Origin of the sequence: Enterobacter cloacae complex sp. P16RS2, from assembly GCF_014982155.1 — a bacterium.
Taxonomy (GTDB): Bacteria; Pseudomonadota; Gammaproteobacteria; order Enterobacterales; family Enterobacteriaceae; genus Enterobacter; species Enterobacter cloacae_M.
Window position 1 is genome coordinate 78,912 of the sequence record NZ_JADCKW010000021.1, and the last position, 15,713, is coordinate 94,624.

The 15,713-nt window shown below is 50.8% G+C and carries 18 protein-coding genes; 8 read left to right on the forward strand and 10 right to left on the reverse strand.

The window, feature by feature from the left end:
- From INF68_RS15230 to INF68_RS15255, 6 genes are read right to left on the reverse strand one after another with little or no spacing between them, the layout of a single operon-like run.
- Positions 1-1,011, reverse strand: coding sequence for a fimbrial protein (locus tag INF68_RS15230; RefSeq protein WP_126786553.1), 1,011 nt, complete (start codon positions 1,009-1,011; stop codon positions 1-3).
- Positions 1,011-1,526, reverse strand: a complete 516-nt coding sequence (locus INF68_RS15235; protein WP_126786510.1) for a fimbrial protein — start codon at positions 1,524-1,526, stop codon at positions 1,011-1,013. Before INF68_RS15235 ends, INF68_RS15230 begins: the two co-directional genes overlap by 1 nt.
- On the reverse strand, positions 1,517-4,042 hold the full coding sequence (locus INF68_RS15240) for a fimbria/pilus outer membrane usher protein (protein ID WP_126786509.1): 2,526 nt from the start codon (positions 4,040-4,042) through the stop codon (positions 1,517-1,519). Before INF68_RS15240 ends, INF68_RS15235 begins: the two co-directional genes overlap by 10 nt.
- A gap of 23 nt (positions 4,043-4,065) precedes the next feature.
- Positions 4,066-4,743, reverse strand: coding sequence for a molecular chaperone (locus INF68_RS15245; protein ID WP_126786508.1), 678 nt, complete (start codon positions 4,741-4,743; stop codon positions 4,066-4,068).
- Between the two features lie 53 nt (positions 4,744-4,796).
- Positions 4,797-5,381: a fimbrial protein gene (locus tag INF68_RS15250; protein ID WP_023309862.1), complete on the reverse strand. Its 585-nt coding sequence runs from the start codon at positions 5,379-5,381 to the stop codon at positions 4,797-4,799.
- Between the two features lie 53 nt (positions 5,382-5,434).
- Positions 5,435-6,037 (reverse strand): LuxR C-terminal-related transcriptional regulator, encoded by a 603-nt coding sequence (locus INF68_RS15255; RefSeq protein WP_109845912.1) that lies wholly within the window; start codon positions 6,035-6,037, stop codon positions 5,435-5,437.
- Positions 6,038-6,743: 706 nt separating this feature from the next.
- Here INF68_RS15255 and INF68_RS15260 point away from each other — a divergent pair.
- From INF68_RS15260 to INF68_RS15280, 5 genes are all read left to right on the forward strand, one after another.
- Positions 6,744-7,505 (forward strand): winged helix-turn-helix domain-containing protein, encoded by a 762-nt coding sequence (locus INF68_RS15260; RefSeq protein ID WP_088544610.1) that lies wholly within the window; start codon positions 6,744-6,746, stop codon positions 7,503-7,505.
- Position 7,506: 1 nt separating this feature from the next.
- A complete protein-coding gene (locus INF68_RS15265) occupies positions 7,507-7,986 on the forward strand; it encodes a hypothetical protein (RefSeq protein WP_023309865.1) in 480 nt (159 codons plus the stop codon).
- Positions 7,987-8,175: 189 nt separating this feature from the next.
- Complete coding sequence (locus INF68_RS15270) at positions 8,176-9,114, forward strand: GlxA family transcriptional regulator (protein ID WP_126786552.1); 939 nt, start codon at positions 8,176-8,178, stop codon at positions 9,112-9,114.
- Between the two features lie 85 nt (positions 9,115-9,199).
- On the forward strand, positions 9,200-10,198 hold the full coding sequence (locus INF68_RS15275; protein WP_126786507.1) for a class I SAM-dependent methyltransferase: 999 nt from the start codon (positions 9,200-9,202) through the stop codon (positions 10,196-10,198).
- 127 nt (positions 10,199-10,325) lie between these two features.
- Positions 10,326-10,769, forward strand: a complete 444-nt coding sequence (locus INF68_RS15280) for an acetyltransferase (RefSeq protein WP_126786506.1) — start codon at positions 10,326-10,328, stop codon at positions 10,767-10,769.
- Between the two features lie 38 nt (positions 10,770-10,807).
- Here the strand turns inward: INF68_RS15280 and INF68_RS15285 are convergent, their stop codons facing one another.
- From INF68_RS15285 to INF68_RS15300, 4 genes are all read right to left on the reverse strand, one after another.
- Positions 10,808-11,392, reverse strand: a complete 585-nt coding sequence (locus tag INF68_RS15285; protein ID WP_227412871.1) for a hypothetical protein — start codon at positions 11,390-11,392, stop codon at positions 10,808-10,810.
- 10 nt (positions 11,393-11,402) lie between these two features.
- Positions 11,403-11,882 carry a type VI secretion system tube protein TssD gene (locus INF68_RS15290; RefSeq protein ID WP_126786505.1) on the reverse strand — a complete coding sequence of 160 codons (480 nt, stop codon included), beginning with the start codon at positions 11,880-11,882 and terminating at the stop codon, positions 11,403-11,405.
- A gap of 211 nt (positions 11,883-12,093) precedes the next feature.
- Positions 12,094-12,789, reverse strand: a complete 696-nt coding sequence (locus INF68_RS15295; RefSeq protein WP_126786504.1) for a hypothetical protein — start codon at positions 12,787-12,789, stop codon at positions 12,094-12,096.
- A gap of 498 nt (positions 12,790-13,287) precedes the next feature.
- On the reverse strand, positions 13,288-13,629 hold the full coding sequence (locus tag INF68_RS15300) for a SymE family type I addiction module toxin (protein WP_126786503.1): 342 nt from the start codon (positions 13,627-13,629) through the stop codon (positions 13,288-13,290).
- A 136-nt stretch (positions 13,630-13,765) separates the two neighbouring features.
- Here INF68_RS15300 and INF68_RS15305 point away from each other — a divergent pair, with 136 nt between their 5' ends.
- From INF68_RS15305 to INF68_RS15315, 3 genes are all read left to right on the forward strand, one after another.
- On the forward strand, positions 13,766-13,957 hold the full coding sequence (locus tag INF68_RS15305; protein WP_126786502.1) for a toxin-antitoxin system HicB family antitoxin: 192 nt from the start codon (positions 13,766-13,768) through the stop codon (positions 13,955-13,957).
- A 125-nt stretch (positions 13,958-14,082) separates the two neighbouring features.
- Positions 14,083-15,111: a hypothetical protein gene (locus tag INF68_RS15310; protein WP_126786501.1), complete on the forward strand. Its 1,029-nt coding sequence runs from the start codon at positions 14,083-14,085 to the stop codon at positions 15,109-15,111.
- The coding region (locus INF68_RS15315) for a hypothetical protein (protein WP_193525339.1) at positions 15,108-15,713 on the forward strand (606 nt) is incomplete at its 3' end. The genes INF68_RS15310 and INF68_RS15315, both read left to right, overlap by 4 nt.

The window sequence follows — 15,713 nt, forward strand, 5'->3', positions numbered from 1 at the left end:
CTACTGGTAGGAAAACGTAATGCTGGCCAGCGCGTTGGCCGAGCCGGGGACCAGTTCGCCGGTTCTGATGTACTGCGCCTGGAACGGTAACGTGAGCGTCTGCGCCGCCGTGGTGCTCTGGATAAAGAACTGGCCGGTCGTGCCCGCGGCCGAGCTGTCTGGCCCCATCGTCAGCGGTCCGGTGCCGTTATAGAAAAACTGCACCCCAACGCCGGACGCCGTTGAGTCTCCGGTCAGGGTCACCACCGACGAGGTGTTCGACGGCGTGGTCTGATCGGTCATCACCGCGTGAACCGCCACGTCCGCGTCGCAGGTCAGGCCAACGGTAAACGCCCCCGATGGCGACGTGCTTCCCACCGTGGGCAGGGTACGCATATCGATGGTACCCAGCGCCACGCTGGCGTTTTTGCTGCCAACCGTACATCCGCTGGCGGTTACCGTGATGCTGGTCGGGCTGATAATCACCTGCGCCGTTTTCGTTTCGTTGTTATAGGCGGTGAGCACCGCGGCGTTGATGGTCGGGATGTTATAGACGCCGGATTTCAGGGCGGCACCGGTTTTAATAAAGGTGACCTTTGCCGACCAGCCCAGATCCTGGGCAAACCCACTGGTGCCCTCTGCCGGGTAGCTTTGCGTGATACCGGTTTGCAGGGGAATGTATTTTGTTCCCTTAAAATCCTTCAGCCCGATGATATACCCCACGCCCGGTACGCCGGTCTCAAAAACGGTGTAGTTCACCCCGTCGACGGTGACCGTCGCACCGCTCGTGATGGCGCTGCTGCTGGGCTGCAGCGTGCCTTTGTTGCAGGTAAAAACAATCCCGCACCAGAACACCTGCTGCACGCTGGCGGTGGCGCTCCAGGTCGAGCCGATAATGCTGCCCGGCACCACGGAATCCGCCGGCCCGCTGTAGGTCATCGGCTGAGGGGAGAGCGTAATGTCCGATTTCCAGTCCAGAGCCTGCACGCTGGCGCAGAAAAGAAATCCGCTGAGAAGAAACGCTAAACGCATCATAGATACTCCGTTGTCCAGGTGGCGAGGGCTGACACATCGCCGGCGCTCACGGGTGCGCCAGTGGCAACCAGCTGCGCATAGAAGGTCATCTGTACGCTGTCATCTCCCGCGGTTCCGTATGCGGTGGTCTTTGTATTCAGGGGAATGAGTACGCTCTCTTTATCGAGGATCTGCACCGCCACGCCGGTAGCGCCACCGTCAGCAATCTTCAGCAGCTGCGGGTTGGCATCATCCGGCGTACCGCTGAAGCGGATTTTTACGCCAGCAAAGGTTGGCCCGCACGCTTCAAGCCTGAGCGTAAAGGGCGTTTTGATATTGCTGACGGCTCCGGCACGGCTGAACTGTTTAATACCAATGGTGCCCAGAGGCACGTTTTGCACCTCAGAGCCCTCTGCAACCACGCAGGTGTTGCCAATCACATTGCCGGTGACGGAGACCAGCACGTCATACCCGCGAACGGGGAGAGCGAAAACCAGCAGTGCGATGCAGCCGATCCGGAACGTTACTGACATACCACCTCCTGAGAATAGAGACCGGTGCGGGCGTTATAGTTCTGCTTGTTTAAGGCGTAGGTAATGGCGCAGCGCTGGCGGCTGCCGCGGCCCCACACGGCGTTCAGCGTGCCCTTCTCTGACAAACCGGAGAGATACAGGCTGCCGCCATCGCCGACGATGCCGCTGGTTTTGTCATCATCGAGCGAGACCAGCGTGCCGAAGGGGAGCACGTCGTTGCCGTGACGCACGATAAACATCGCTTTAGCCCCCTGGTGCGTGATGAAGGTGGCGCGAACCAGGGCGCCATCGGTAGGCGTTTTGTTGGCGATGGCGTTTTCCAGCTCCACGTCATTGCCGGCGGTCGTCACGTCCAGCGCGACCTGGTTGACGCGATACGGCGTGGCGTACGGGATCACCGCGTAGCCCCGGCTGTCCGTTTTGATGCCCTTATGGTTAAGCACGGCGACGTTGCTGGCTCCCGGCGCTTTTACCAGAATGTTGGTGTTCCCGAGCGGCTGGCTCAGCGTCAGGCCATCTTCATGCACTACCGCGCCGCCGCTGATGCCGTAGCTGAGGTTGCGGGAGTCGCTGGCGTAGCTGTAGCCCAGGTTGTAGTCTCCCCACGCGCCTTCGTACTGCAGGGTGGCATCGCCGCCGTAGTGCTGTCGGGAGCTGTAGCGCTGGTTGACGCTGTAGAACAGATTCTCCTCACCCGGCAGGTAGCCGCTCACGCCCGTGCTGGTGGTGGTGCCGGTGGAGTCCGCATGGGTCGTGGTAAAGCGCGCGCGGGTCGACAGCGTCGGGTTGCCCAGCGGGACCGAAATTGACATCGACAGGATGTTATCTTTCTTGTCGTCATACAGGCTCGAGCTTCGCTGGACGCTGACGCCAAGCGACACGTTGCGAAACGTGGCGTTCCACGCAAACTGCAGGCTTTGCGTGGTATTTGACGTGTTCCAGTAGGTCTGCTGATCCCATGACAGTGACAGCGAGCCGTATTGTCCCATCGGCTGCGACAGCAGCAGCTGGTTTTTTGCCTTGCGCGACATGCGCAGGTTGTACACGGTGTCGTATTGGGTGGTGACGGTGCCATCGTCTTCCACCGTCTGCTTTGGCGATCCGCCCGACATGCCTTTGTACGTGGTGTCGCTGAGGGTATAAAACCCTTTCGTGGAGTAGCGCAGCGAGAAGAAGTTAACCCGCGTGCCAATGTCGTTCAGCAGCTTGCTGTAGCGCAGGCGCACCGAATCACCGGTATAGTGCCGATCGTCCGCCAGCTGGCTGCGGGCGTGGGTCAGGTCGATGGAGTAGGCGCCAAAGCGGCCGAGGTTTTGCCCAAACCCGAGGGCCAGGCCGTTATAGCGATCGGCAAACTGCGCCCCGCCGTAAAACGTCAGGCCGTATCGCCAGCCGTAGAACAGCTCGCCCTGCGCGAAAGAGGGCGCATCCTGATTGCCCGTTGGACGGTATTTCCCGGCGCCGAGGGCATATTTCACCTGTCCGTTACGCACCAGGTTCGGCACGCTGGCAAAGGGAAGCGTGTATTGCGTTTTGCTGCCGTCGTTCTCCTGAATGGTGACCGCCAGATCCCCTCCCGAGGAGGTCGGGTAGAGATCTTTCAGCACAAACGCCCCTGGTGGAACGGAGGTTTGATAGATGATATTGCCGTTCTGGCGAACCGTCACGGTGGCGTTGCTGCGCGCGATGCCCCGGACTTCAGGCGCATAGCCGCTGAGGCTTGCGGGCAGCATGTTGTCATCGGTTTTCAGGGCGATACCGCGCAGGCCCACGGAGTCGAACACCTGCGCCGAGGTGTACGTTTCCCCGGCATACACCTGCGCGCGCAGGGCGTGAATATCGCGCTGCAGCCAGGTCTGCACGTGGGTAAGCTCATTGCTGTCTTTGGTCCACGTGGTGAAATCACGCAGCCGCCACGCGCCCAGGTTGACGCCGCTGTTGAGGCTCGCAAACAGCTGCTGTTCCCGCGTGCGCGTCTCGCCGCGATACTCATTGTTCGAGCCATTGACCACGTAATTCAGCCACGCGGCAGGAATGCCCGCCTCCCAGCTTTCCGGGCTGACGTACCCGCGCGGCAAATTTCGCATCGCACTTTGCGGTACGGTGAAGCTCAGGGTGAGCGTCTTCTGGTCCAGATCAAACTGCGTATCCGCAAACGCCTTCGTTAAGAAAATGCAGCGCTGCGCCAGCGGCAGCGCTCCGCCCTTCGCCTGATGGCTATCGATGCCCAGCGCGGCGAATTGTTCAGGCGTGAGGCAGGGCAGCGCTTCACCCGTGCTGTCTTCAGCAAGGCGGAACGTGACGTTTCCCGTGAACGCATAATTCGTATTGATATACACGTTGAGATTGTAATCACCCGGCGGCAACGCGCTCCCGGCGTTCACCCAGGCGAGATCGGCGCTGTTTGCGCTCTCGCCGTTGAGGAACGCGGGGTTAAATTGCAGCTCGCTTTCAGCAGCCACGGCTTGCCGAATCACCAGGGAGATCACCGTGGCGCACAGGATTTTTATTTTCACGTGGTCACGCCTTACTGTTTTTATTATTGGGATAACGACGCGCGCGTGGCGGGGGTCCATGCCCCGTAATCGTTAATGGTTTGATAGCTCATGCTGCCCGCATGGCTGAAGGTTTCGGCCAGCGTCACGCTGCCTTTCGGGGGCACCATCACCGGCTGCACCGGCATACCGTCAATTTTCACGTTGATGGTGGTGAGGTAGTACGGCGTGGGGTTGCTGAGCGTGACTTTTCCGGCGCGATAGGCACCGGTCAGTTTTTTCCACGCCTCTCCCGGGGTCTCACTGAGTCCCTCCGGGCGATAAAAGACCTTGATGCGGTTAGCCGACGCAAACTGCAGCGTATTCCCGGTGCCGCTTTTCGCCTGCTGGGGGATGGCTTTGACCGTCATCCAGTAGAGCGTCTCCCGATCCTCTGGCAGGGCCTTACCGGTAAACATGATTTTCACCGCGCTTTCGCTGGCCGGTTTCATGACGTACAGCGGCGGCGTGATCGCGAAGTCGTTGGTGCGTTCGCCTTTCTCATTCTCCATCCAGGACTGGATGAGGAACGTGGCGTCGGGATGGGTGTTTCTCACCTGCATCATGGCCTGGCTGGTGGCGCTGGAGTAGACCAATCGCGTTGCGCCCAGCCCCACGCCGCCGGCATAGACGGCGGAGGAACATAACGCGCCCGCCAGGCAAATCCATGTGTTTACGCGCATAGTGTTACTCCTGAAAGATAAGACAGGCCCGGCTCGCAGACCGGGCCTGAAGATTACGAATAGGTCACTGTGTAGGTTGCGACGGCGCTGGCATCACCCGCGGTGGCGCCGCCCTTCGGCGAGTAATATTTCGCGCTGAAGTTCAGGGTGTTGGCACCCTTACGCAGAGGGATGGCCGAAGCGGGTTCACCCAGCTTCACCACGTTGCCCTGCTCGTCATAAAGGCGAATAGCCACGTTTTGCGCAGAGTTGGCGCTGCCGTTTGCCCCGACGGACAAGCTATTAACATCGGAAGTGTCCGGCGTGCCGGTGAAGGTGACAGCCACGGTTGTGGCGGCAATCGGGTTCTCATCCGTAGAGGCTGATGTATCGGCGATTTCGCAATCTTCCAGGGTGATGGCAAACGCTTTTGCCGTGCTGGCTTCGCTGCCGGCGGTCGCCAGCGTTGCGGTACGCACTTCACCCATATCCACGTCAATGTTGGCGCTTCCTGCGCTGATGGCGCAGGCGGAAGTCACCACTTTGCCGCTAAAGTTCACCGTGCCGCCGCTGGTGCCGGCAGCCAGGGCCGTGCCCGCTGGTAGTAATGCCGCAATAGCGATCGCGAGCAGCGTTTTATTATTGAATTGAGCTTTCATTGTCCTGATTCCATTATGGTGTTATGTCGAGATTTGCTCTGAAAGCAGCAGGTCTAACTGGTTAAAAAGACCAGCAAATCTGTCTTGTTCCTGAGCCCGAGTTTTCTTATCGCTGAGCTTTTTAACGCGCTGACACGACGGTAAGAAAGCTGCTCTGTTTCGGCGATGTAACGCATATCCAGACCCTTTCGCAGTTCCTTCAATACCCTCCATTCACCCGGCGTCAGCGATAACGCCGTGGGTTTTTTTATTGGGCGATAACGGCTATCGACCATTTTTAATACGCTGGCTCGCCAGTGATAAAGCGGGTCCTGCAGCGAGAGATAGGCGTCTATTTCACCGCGTATCCACAGCCAGGAATTTGCCGGTGCGGAATACATGCAAATAAGTACGTCGGGATAAAGGACTTTCATCTTCCTGATATATTTCAGGCAGTCATATCCCGCGTGATATTTCTCCATGCCGGATAAAAAAATCACGTCTACCGGTGCGGCCGCGAGTGTCGTTTCGATCTCCGCGTAATTATCGATCGATGCCGTAATCTGCATAGCCGGGACAATATTTTTTAATAACGCGGCGATCCCCTGGCGCGCAAAGTGATCTCCACCCAATAGCGCGATATTTAAATGACGTGTGTTGTTGAGCTTATTCGCCATGTCATTCCCTCGATTTATAATTGTAATGAGACTCGTCTGTCTGGCAGAACGATGCCTGTATTTTCGAAGCAATTAAGCATTGCACGGTGTGAGCCCACTATACTCAGGGCGTAAAAGAGGTAACCTGAATTAATCTTAATTTGTTTTAAGTACGGTTTAGGTGTAGCGTCAATTTCTCCTCGCTGAACCGGCTTTTGCTTATCTGCCTGTAAATAATCATACCGATAGTTTTTACTGAAAAGTTAGCTTTAATAAATGTTTTGTAAGGAAATAGTCTGGGGACGTCATGCGACGCGGGTTGTTACTGACGGTGACTAACAGTTCCGTGCCGAAATTGTTAATTAAGACGACAGGTTTCGAATGGGGCATAATTTCGAAACCCGCCGGGAACGCCCGTCCTCTCTCCTTTTTGTTAAAAAAACAAATTAAGGGTGCTGAATAATTCAGACAATGATGGCTAAACCGTTCAACGGGCGGATTTGTCGAGTTTTGTCAGTGTCAAGACGGCTTTAAATAGCGGTTAAGAAAACTTTAGACCCGTCAGATAAAGAGAAAGGAAAAATAAGAATTTTCGCCAGGCGCCAGGATATACAGTTGCGCATTTATCCGTCACATTAATCCTTACACAGGCGAGGGATACGCATGTTAACCGTGAAGGGAATCTACTGGAGCAACAGGCGTTGACCGGAGGTATTTAGCCCATTCTATGCATAAGCATTACATTATTAATGGCCTGGTAGAGTTTCATCCAGCGGCCAGCACATTACGCGATCTCAACAATCCTGACCGGGTGGTGGTATTAAATTCCCCGGCGGGGCGCTGTTTGTTGTTATTAATAGAAAGAGTCGGAAGTATTGTGACTCAACAGGAGTGCATGGATATTGTCTGGCAGCGCCGGGGGATGCTGGTTTCGCCTAATACCTACTACCAGAATATTTCTATTCTGCGTAAGGGGTTGAAGAAAGTGGGGTTTGAAACCGATCCGATTGTCACTATCCCGCGGATTGGACTGACGCTCGCAAGCGATACGCAAATCACCGTTAAAGAGACGCAGCCGCAGGCTGATGAGGAAGAACGTGCTGCTCCGGATGTCTGCGAAGAGACCGTCGCCCCGACCGACTCGACGCGCCGCTTCTGGCTGCCGGGCGCGCTGGTGCTATTGCTGATGCTGGCTGGCGTGAGCGTTATCAGCCATAACCTGCTGCATGACAGCTATTTCGTCGACGGGTACCGCTTCGCGATGAAGATGGGCGAATGCCAGCTCTATTTTTCTCGCGATATTGAAACGCAGCGCGACCGGGATAAAGCCCTGGCCTATGCCGCCCCGTTTAAGGACCAGTGCGCGAACTATCCCTGGGTGTACGTCAGCGGATACATCCTGCTGCCTCGCGCGTCGGTCATTCGCTGTGACAGACCGATGACGGAACCCAACCGCTGTATGTCCGATTATTTTATAGAGGATCGCTAGTATGGTTCGCTACCGTCAAACGCTTGTTGCGCTCTGCCTGTGCCTGTTGATGGGGGCTGTCGTGGCGGCGTATTACCTCTGGCATCGCCATTACATTCAGCCCTTTTCCTGTCAGGCGAACTTTATTCAGCATCACCGTGATGAGACGCTCTCTCTGTGGCTGAATTACACCGTGGAGGGTAACAGCGGAATACTCAGCATGAATGGCCGGTTGAAAAGCGATCCCACGAAGACCCTGAATCGCAAAGTTTTCTTTCAGATTGAGCGCAAAGACAGCGTCTATAATCTGACGTCCATACGCAATATGAAATTTCCGGACGACAACATCAGCGATAGCTGGCTGGAGAAGTACGAGCCCTTATTTTTTATCTATCCGAATAAGAATATTTATATGCGTATTAAGAAACAGCAGAATGAGAATTATTTATTTATTCTGGGGACGCTGCCGACCTATGTGTGCCACACGTCAAAAAACGGATAGCGACAGGGAGAAATGTTTTTAAGTTTTTGCGGGCATCATTTATGCTTGATTTAACAGCCAGGACCTATCTTAGGAAAATATAACAGCAACAATAATGTTGCGATAATGTAATTATTCTTCGGCAAGTTAATGAAAAATATAATTGATGATAGCGTCAGAATGACGCCTGCACGGAATAAATCCCTGCATATGGGTTTACTCCTGTGGCCCCATTTCTCGCTTTTCGCATATTCAGGATTAATAGAGGCGTTACGCATTGCATCCAGCGTCCAGAAGCGTAGCCAGAAAATACGCTTTAAACTCAGTCATATAAGCACTTATCCCGACTTACCGGTAGTGAGCAGCTCAGGGCTCAGCTTGCGGCCGGAGGCCGCCCATGCGCCGCCCGGCAACTTTGACTATATTGCGGCTATCGGCGGGGGTCTGGAGCATCTTCACCAGGGACACCGTGGCGACAGAGCGTTTCTCACGGATGCTTATCACAACAACGTTCCCCTGATAGGTATTGGTACCGGCAGCTTTATTCTGGCGGAGGAAGGCTTACTGAACGAGCGCCGCGCCTCGATTCATCCTCATCACCATGACGTTTTCACCCAACGGTTTCCGCAGGTTTATGCTGAGCAAGGCCTCGATTTTATCGACGAAGGCGATTTGCTGACCTGCCCGGGCGGGATCTCAACGCTCACCCTGGTAACGGCGCTTATCCGAGCCCACGGGGGAGACGACATTGCGGCCACCACCTCCCGGCGGCTGTCCCTTCCTCCGCATGACGCCGCCACGCCGCGGCCCGCGAATATCGCCATGATCCCTGATTCACGGCTGCGCAGGGCGGTGACGATCGTCGAACAGTATCTGACTCACCCGCTGAACGCCGCCAGGCTCGCGCAGGACGTTAAGCTGAGCGAGCGCCAGCTTAACCGCCTGTTTCACGCCGAGTTTGGCAAAACGGCGCGGGAATTTATTCGCAGCGCCAGGCTGCGCTATGCCTGCTGGCTGCTGAAAAACTCTCAGCAAAGCGTTACGGATATTGCGCGACGGATGCGGTTTAGCGACTGCGCCCACTTTATTCGTCATTTTCAGACCGAGTACGGCTGCACGCCGGGGGTATGGCGCACGTCGCAGAACTGATGCACCTATTTCGTGCTTTCTTCGTAGGGTATTACTGGCTCGCCTGGATAGACTTCCGTTAAAAGCCTAACGGAGGGAAGACGACATGAACTGGCAGCCTTTTCGCGGCGATGCACCGGAAAATATGACGATTTTCAGCGCGTCATCTCCCGACGTCAGCGACCAGTGGCCGATGAAAGACGACGCTGCCCGCGAGATCGCCTCCCTTGACCGCGCCCTGAAAGCCGAGCCAGCGCTCCGGCCCCCGAGGGTGGAATACGACGAAGGGGGGCAGGCCGTGCTGGTTCCCCAGAACCGCTATTCCGAACAGGCCTTCCGCAACCGCCCGGCGCTCACCGCGTGGCGCACCCGGCTGGTGCCCTCCGCGCTGGCGCTGTTTGTGGTGCAAAACCCGCTGGAAGACCGCCTGCCCGACGGCACGAAAATGGACAGCGACAGCCGCCAGTGGTTTATCCACGCTAACGATGCGATTGGCGTGCGCTCCCGCGCCCGGGTGCTGGCCGCGCTGGTGGATAAGTACATTCATAATGAGAGCGAGAACAACTGGGTCAGCCTGGCGAGCGGTGCCGCCATTCCGGTGCTGGAGGCGCTGCGCGAAGCAAAGCTCGACGGCCAGCGGGTGTATCTCACGCTGGTGGACAAAGACCCGGTGGCGCTCAGCTGGGCCGAAACCATGGCGGCGCAGGAAGGGATTGTAGTGGGGGAACAGCTGACCCTGCTCAGGCGCAACCTGCTCCATACGCTGGTGCGTAACGAAGACCTGCTGCTGGAGCTGGGCGAGCAGCAGGCCGAACTGGTCGACGCGCTGGGGATTTTCGAATACTTCAACGATACCGACGCGGTGATTTTTCTCCAGCGCGCGCTGCGGCTGGTCAAGCCCGGCGGGGCGGTGATTGTGTCAAACATGCTCACCAACAGCCCGCAAATTGATTTTGTGCTGCGCGGTATCGGCTGGGAGGATATTCACCCTAGGTCGTTACAGCAGCTGCAGGATATTCACCTCGCGGCGGGCGTGCCGGTGGAAAACGTCACCGTGGTGGTGCCGAAGGACGGCGTGTACGCGGTGATGGAGATTAGGGTTTAGCGCGAGCTGTGTGGGGGGACAAACCGCACAATCGGTTCCCTCTCCCTGAGGGAGAGGGCTAGGGTGAGGGGGAACAGGGCGCGCTGAGTTACTTGAATTAACGTTCTAAACCGCACATGATCCCCCCATGAAAATAGAAACCGCACTCCCCACACACTTCGAACGTCTGGTTGCGATCTGGGAATCTTCAGTCCGCGCCACTCACCACTTTTTACAGGAAAGCGATATTGCGGCGCTGCGCCCGTTATTGCTTAACGCCTATCTGCCTCACCTCAAGGTCGTGATCGCTCGCGATGAAGCAGGCGACATTCACGGCTTTTTAGGCGTGGATGAAAACCGCATTGAAATGCTGTTTGTTGACGACGCGAGCCGGGGGAAGGGCGTCGGGAAATTGCTGATGCAACACGCCATCGCGGCATTCGGCGCGAACGAGGTGGACGTGAATGAGCAGAACCCGCAGGGCGTCGCGTTTTATCGCCATATGGGGTTTGAGCAGGTCGGACGCTCGGAACTGGATGGGCAGGGGAATCCGTTTCCGTTGTTGCATATGCGGTTGGGTGGACAGGCTTAACTCCCTCTCCCTCTCCCTCTGGAGAGGGAGTCTGCAAGCTAGTTACTGGTAATTTGCCCGATGATTACGCCTCGCACTTTATCGCCATCGAAGTAATAAGAGACCGTATTACTCTGGATGAATCCATTCTGTACTGGCGTCTCCTGATAAAAAAGCATCGCTTTCTTTTTGGCGATCTCTTTCTTGCCGAACAATGTGACTAAATTCCCATGCGTCGCGTTTAATAATGGAACATTAGCGACTGAGACTCTGACAGGTTCCGTTGTTTTAGCACACCCTTCATGGATGCCATCCCTGGCAATAGCTAGCGCAGTTAACAATCCTGCACCCATTTCGTTATCCGAGATGAACCAGTAATTCGTGCCATCGTCGTCATGAAGGCAGACCCAACGAGCGGAACTGTCTTTGTTGACTGGTGTGCTGGTGATATCTGACAGGTGAGTAACCTCCATTTGCACGGTTTTCTTACCGATGGTAATAGTGGGATAGAGGGGCATTGTTGTGGGTTCTTCCGGCGTTGTTCCATCATCCTGATAATACCTGGCTGCGAAGCCGGACATTTGGGCTGCTGATGTATTTTGAACCAGGAATAGAAGTGCAGCCAAAAATATCATTACTTTCATTTTAGATGCCCTAATACGTAGCACGATTATTCCATTCATCAGTGTAGGCAATGTTCCCATCGCAATGTTTCCATGTAATCTTCTCGTAACGGAGTTGAATATCTTCGAGATGCGTGCTTGTTAAGCCGGTGGGATGCAACAGGGGTGATATAGAGGTGATCTTTACGTTCTCCATTATCATATTGAAATACTCACTCTCAACACCCTGGTCAAGAATTCGATACATTTTCAAAACTGCTTTTTGGAATATTCTTCCTTCACACATTGCACGATACAAAACAGGCGTTGCAGCATCAAATTCCTTATGCAAGTTTAAGGGGGAATGAACTCTCGTACCTGTCAAACGACCCGTATTCGAGCTCTCAGGGATCCATACCTGATGGATAACTGAACGGATTTCAAACGATCCTAATCTCGCTGGCAGCAAGGATGGACCAACTATGGGCGAACCATTTTCATCAAACAACCACAGATGAGCGGGAATTGACATAATTTACTCCTGTTAAATAGTCATTATCTTTTTTTATGTAAAAGGATATAGAGGCCTACAATAACTACAATTGACCATATTGCATTCATTACGATTTTTTCGGGTAGCCAGGTTACGGCAAATAGTGCAAATATTATGACGAATAAAAGGGGAATTGCTCCTCTCAGGAAGAATATGAGTTGGCCTTTTAGCCAGTATTTAATAGCTTTGATCATCCCTTTATCATCCTTGAAATCGCATATGCAATGTCGCTGTCTGAAGCATAAGCTTGGTTAAGTATGGGGGACCTCATTATTATGGGCTCAATCAAGAAAAACATCATTTCAAGCTCTTCCTGATAAAGGAGATTATAGTAATAAGCATTATAGTTTTTTAGATGGTTGGCGCTTCTGGATGCCTGCTCAACGATGCCATAAACTTTTAAACCAAGGACAGCATAAGTAGAAAACGATGTGATCTTTTCTTTCATCCAAATGTTGGTATGAACACTACTACAAATTGCAATAGTTGCCGAATATATAAAAGCCTGGCTGGAGAGCATCGATGATGAAATTGATATGCCTAAATACATAAGATTTCGTTGTATGTTATGTATTCTTTTTTCACTCTTGTTGCTTAATAGACTTTTAATATAAATATAGAGCATCTTAAAGATAACGTCTCTGTGTTTTATTAACTGGACAATACCTATCAAAAATCTTGAGTCTTCTTTGCGTAACCGTAAACATACGTCCTGATAGTTTTCAGTAAAGCACGAAAGTTGATAGCTTAATCGTGTTGCCCCATCATCTAACAGTTGTGCTTGCTTTAATACTTCATCTTTTACGCCAGTTAAGGCATGTTCTAACTTTAAAGCCAATATTTTATGTGCATCTATTGATGTTATTAATGAGTCGCTATAATACATATTGCACCCTTTAACAGTAAACATAGGCACAAGTTTCTATTAATATTGGTGTTCTGCTGTGATGCATATCGCAATAATTTATCTTTAATAAAAATAACAGGGATTTTAACCTTGTATTATATTTATCATGAATAATGATTGGCTATCAATTTAGATATTGTATGAGCGTGAGAATGAGGGCGTTAGATCCGTTGTGTATTAGTTTAATAGCCGTATGGCCGGTAAAGGCGAAACTGGGTGCCACGAGCTGAGCGTAACTACGAGTGTTGCTTTGAGATTGTAGTGATCTCTCACTAGAAATCTGATGTCTCCTTTCCTGGCCAAGTATCCGGAATTTCCGGATACTTGGATGCTGATCAATTTCGCCATCAGAAATTCTATTTACGAGATGCTAATTGATGGTTCGAACACGGCGATGGGGTTGCGTCTTTCTTTGCATGTCGTCTCCCCATCTACATCGTCTAACACGCATGGCTGGTTGTATGCCAGAAACAGTCGTTAAGCCAGGTGGCTTGTATTTGATTTTGCGAGGCGCTTTCCGGGACGTGGAGTTTGGATCGCGGCAAGCGCGTCCTCTATCTCAATGAGCTTTGCCTTCGTCCGTTTATAATCATCCTGCAACCTCTGCTCCTGCTCGTTATACGCCACCAGAACGATACACCCTTTCATGATCTTTACCGTGACCTGCTGTCCGGTATCAAAACCCGCCGTGCGCAGCCACTTGCCTGAAAGGATTATTTTCGGCGTGGATTTGTCGAAAACATTCGGGCGGTATCCCACAATTAACGAACGCTCGGTTCCGGATTGGTCGGTGTCTGGGGTAGAATGCGAATCAGCCATAATCAACTCCTTGATAGTTGGTGAGGTTAGCTCTCGTCCGGTATTGCGAGTACCCGACGAGGGCGTTTCAATTTGAGGTTTTCGTATGTTAAGGTACGTACCTCACTGAGGATATTTTGCTCTCTTAGGTACGTACATGTCAACAGCTAAACGCGACCCTAACAAATCTAAGTCAGGAAAAGCACCAACTTTTCAAATTCGTATTACGCCGGAGTTGAAGGCGCAATTTGAGGCCGCAGCAAAGGATGCAGGGATGAGTTTGGGGAATTGGCTTAAGACTTTAGGAAAAAACGAAATCAAACGATTGAAGCTTGATCAAGATCACTGAATTAGACATCAATTATAATTGATAAAAATGTAGTTAAGAGAATAGGATATTAGATCTTAAGTCATTTAGTCGAAAGTTAGAAAATTCATAAAGAATTGTTGGATTTTTCAATAAGGATGTTCGTTATGGTTTTTGTAAAAAAGCTCGAGTTTGGCAATTATACTTTGAGATTTGGTGAGGAAGTTTTATTAGATTATTACGACGATATAGTCTTTCCTTCATTTTTAGAAATGAATCACATTCGAAAGTTTGGAGATAAGTCTGAGTTTTTTTTCATTGATACTGAATGTGTTGTATTGAATCCTGAAAATGATCCACCTGTATTGGGTATCAAAGGACGAATTGTAAAAAATACTGTTCTTTCAAGAGACCAGATATTTGATGGTTCTGTTCTTGTTGAAGATCATGATGAAATGGAGACTGCTCCGAGTTCTTTTTTCTTACTTATATTAAATACGCATAGACTTATATTATGTCAAGAGGTTGCTAATGCTCCGACAATCCAAAACTTCCAGTCAACTAGCCAATATTGCCTCAATAAGCAATATGAAAATTACATAAATGAATTATATTTGGCTGAAGTTGAGTTTAGAGAGCAAAATCCAGATTTACCGAGAATAACAAAAAAATCTCTTCGTGAGGAAACTCCAGCGCCAAAATTAAGAGTTACGACCCTTACAGATGCTCAAACATTAGAAGATTTTATTAATTCCTTTGAAAAAATTAATAACGTCACTGTAAAGCTATTACCAACTAATCAAGAAGAAATTGATAATGATAGCTTCTGGGATGCAGTAAATTCAGCTTCAGAGTCTACTGGAAGTAATAATACAACAATGAGATTCTCGAATAATTCCCAGGGGCTTAATGCTGAGCCTGTTCTCGAACAATTAACATCGGCTACAAAGCTAGCTAATTCAGCCATAAATATTAAAGGTTATGATGATGGTGGCGAGTATCTTAAGGGAGATAATAATACATTTAGCTTAACTAGTGAAATTGAGGAGTTAGCAACTGACACTATAGAAGCTGCTACGCAAGCATATACAAAATTTGAGGAGTTAGTTAACCTCCGAAAGATTAGCTTACCTGCTGAACTTCCACAAAAAACAATTGGAATACTTCGTCGAATTTTTGAAAGGTTCTCGGAATGATCGAAAAGATTAAAGCAGGTGATATAACTAAAGAAAAATGTCTTTGGGATGTTTATCTTTTGGCTTGCAAGATTAAAATGAGCACATCTACTCTTTGTTCTCTATTATCTGTATTTATCCTGCTTTTTTCTAACTCTTTCTTTTTAGAAAAGGATTCTAATGTTTTAATAACTGATATAAGGAACTGGTCTTCCTTAGGTTTTAATTTCACTGTAACTACATTGGGTTTTTTAATTGCTGGTTTTACAATTTTTGCGACACTGTCTAAACCTGACATGTTTTTGACAATGATGGCCTATGAACATCCAGAAACTAAAATGCCAGTACTAAAATACAACTTTGTGTCATTTATGAAAGTTTTTATTGCTTTTATATTTTGTACTTTCCTCTATTTGTTTGTTATTTTATTTTGTCAGCCAAAAGGTGTGGGGTCAAATGTATTTAAAATACTTCCTCTAACTACAGAGATAAAAAATGGAATAATATCATTCACATATTGTATTATAGGTAGCAGTATTGTTTATTTATTGCTAGTGCTTAAGACGTTTATATTTAATATATACGCATTTATAATGAACACGATAAGATGGGAATATCATATT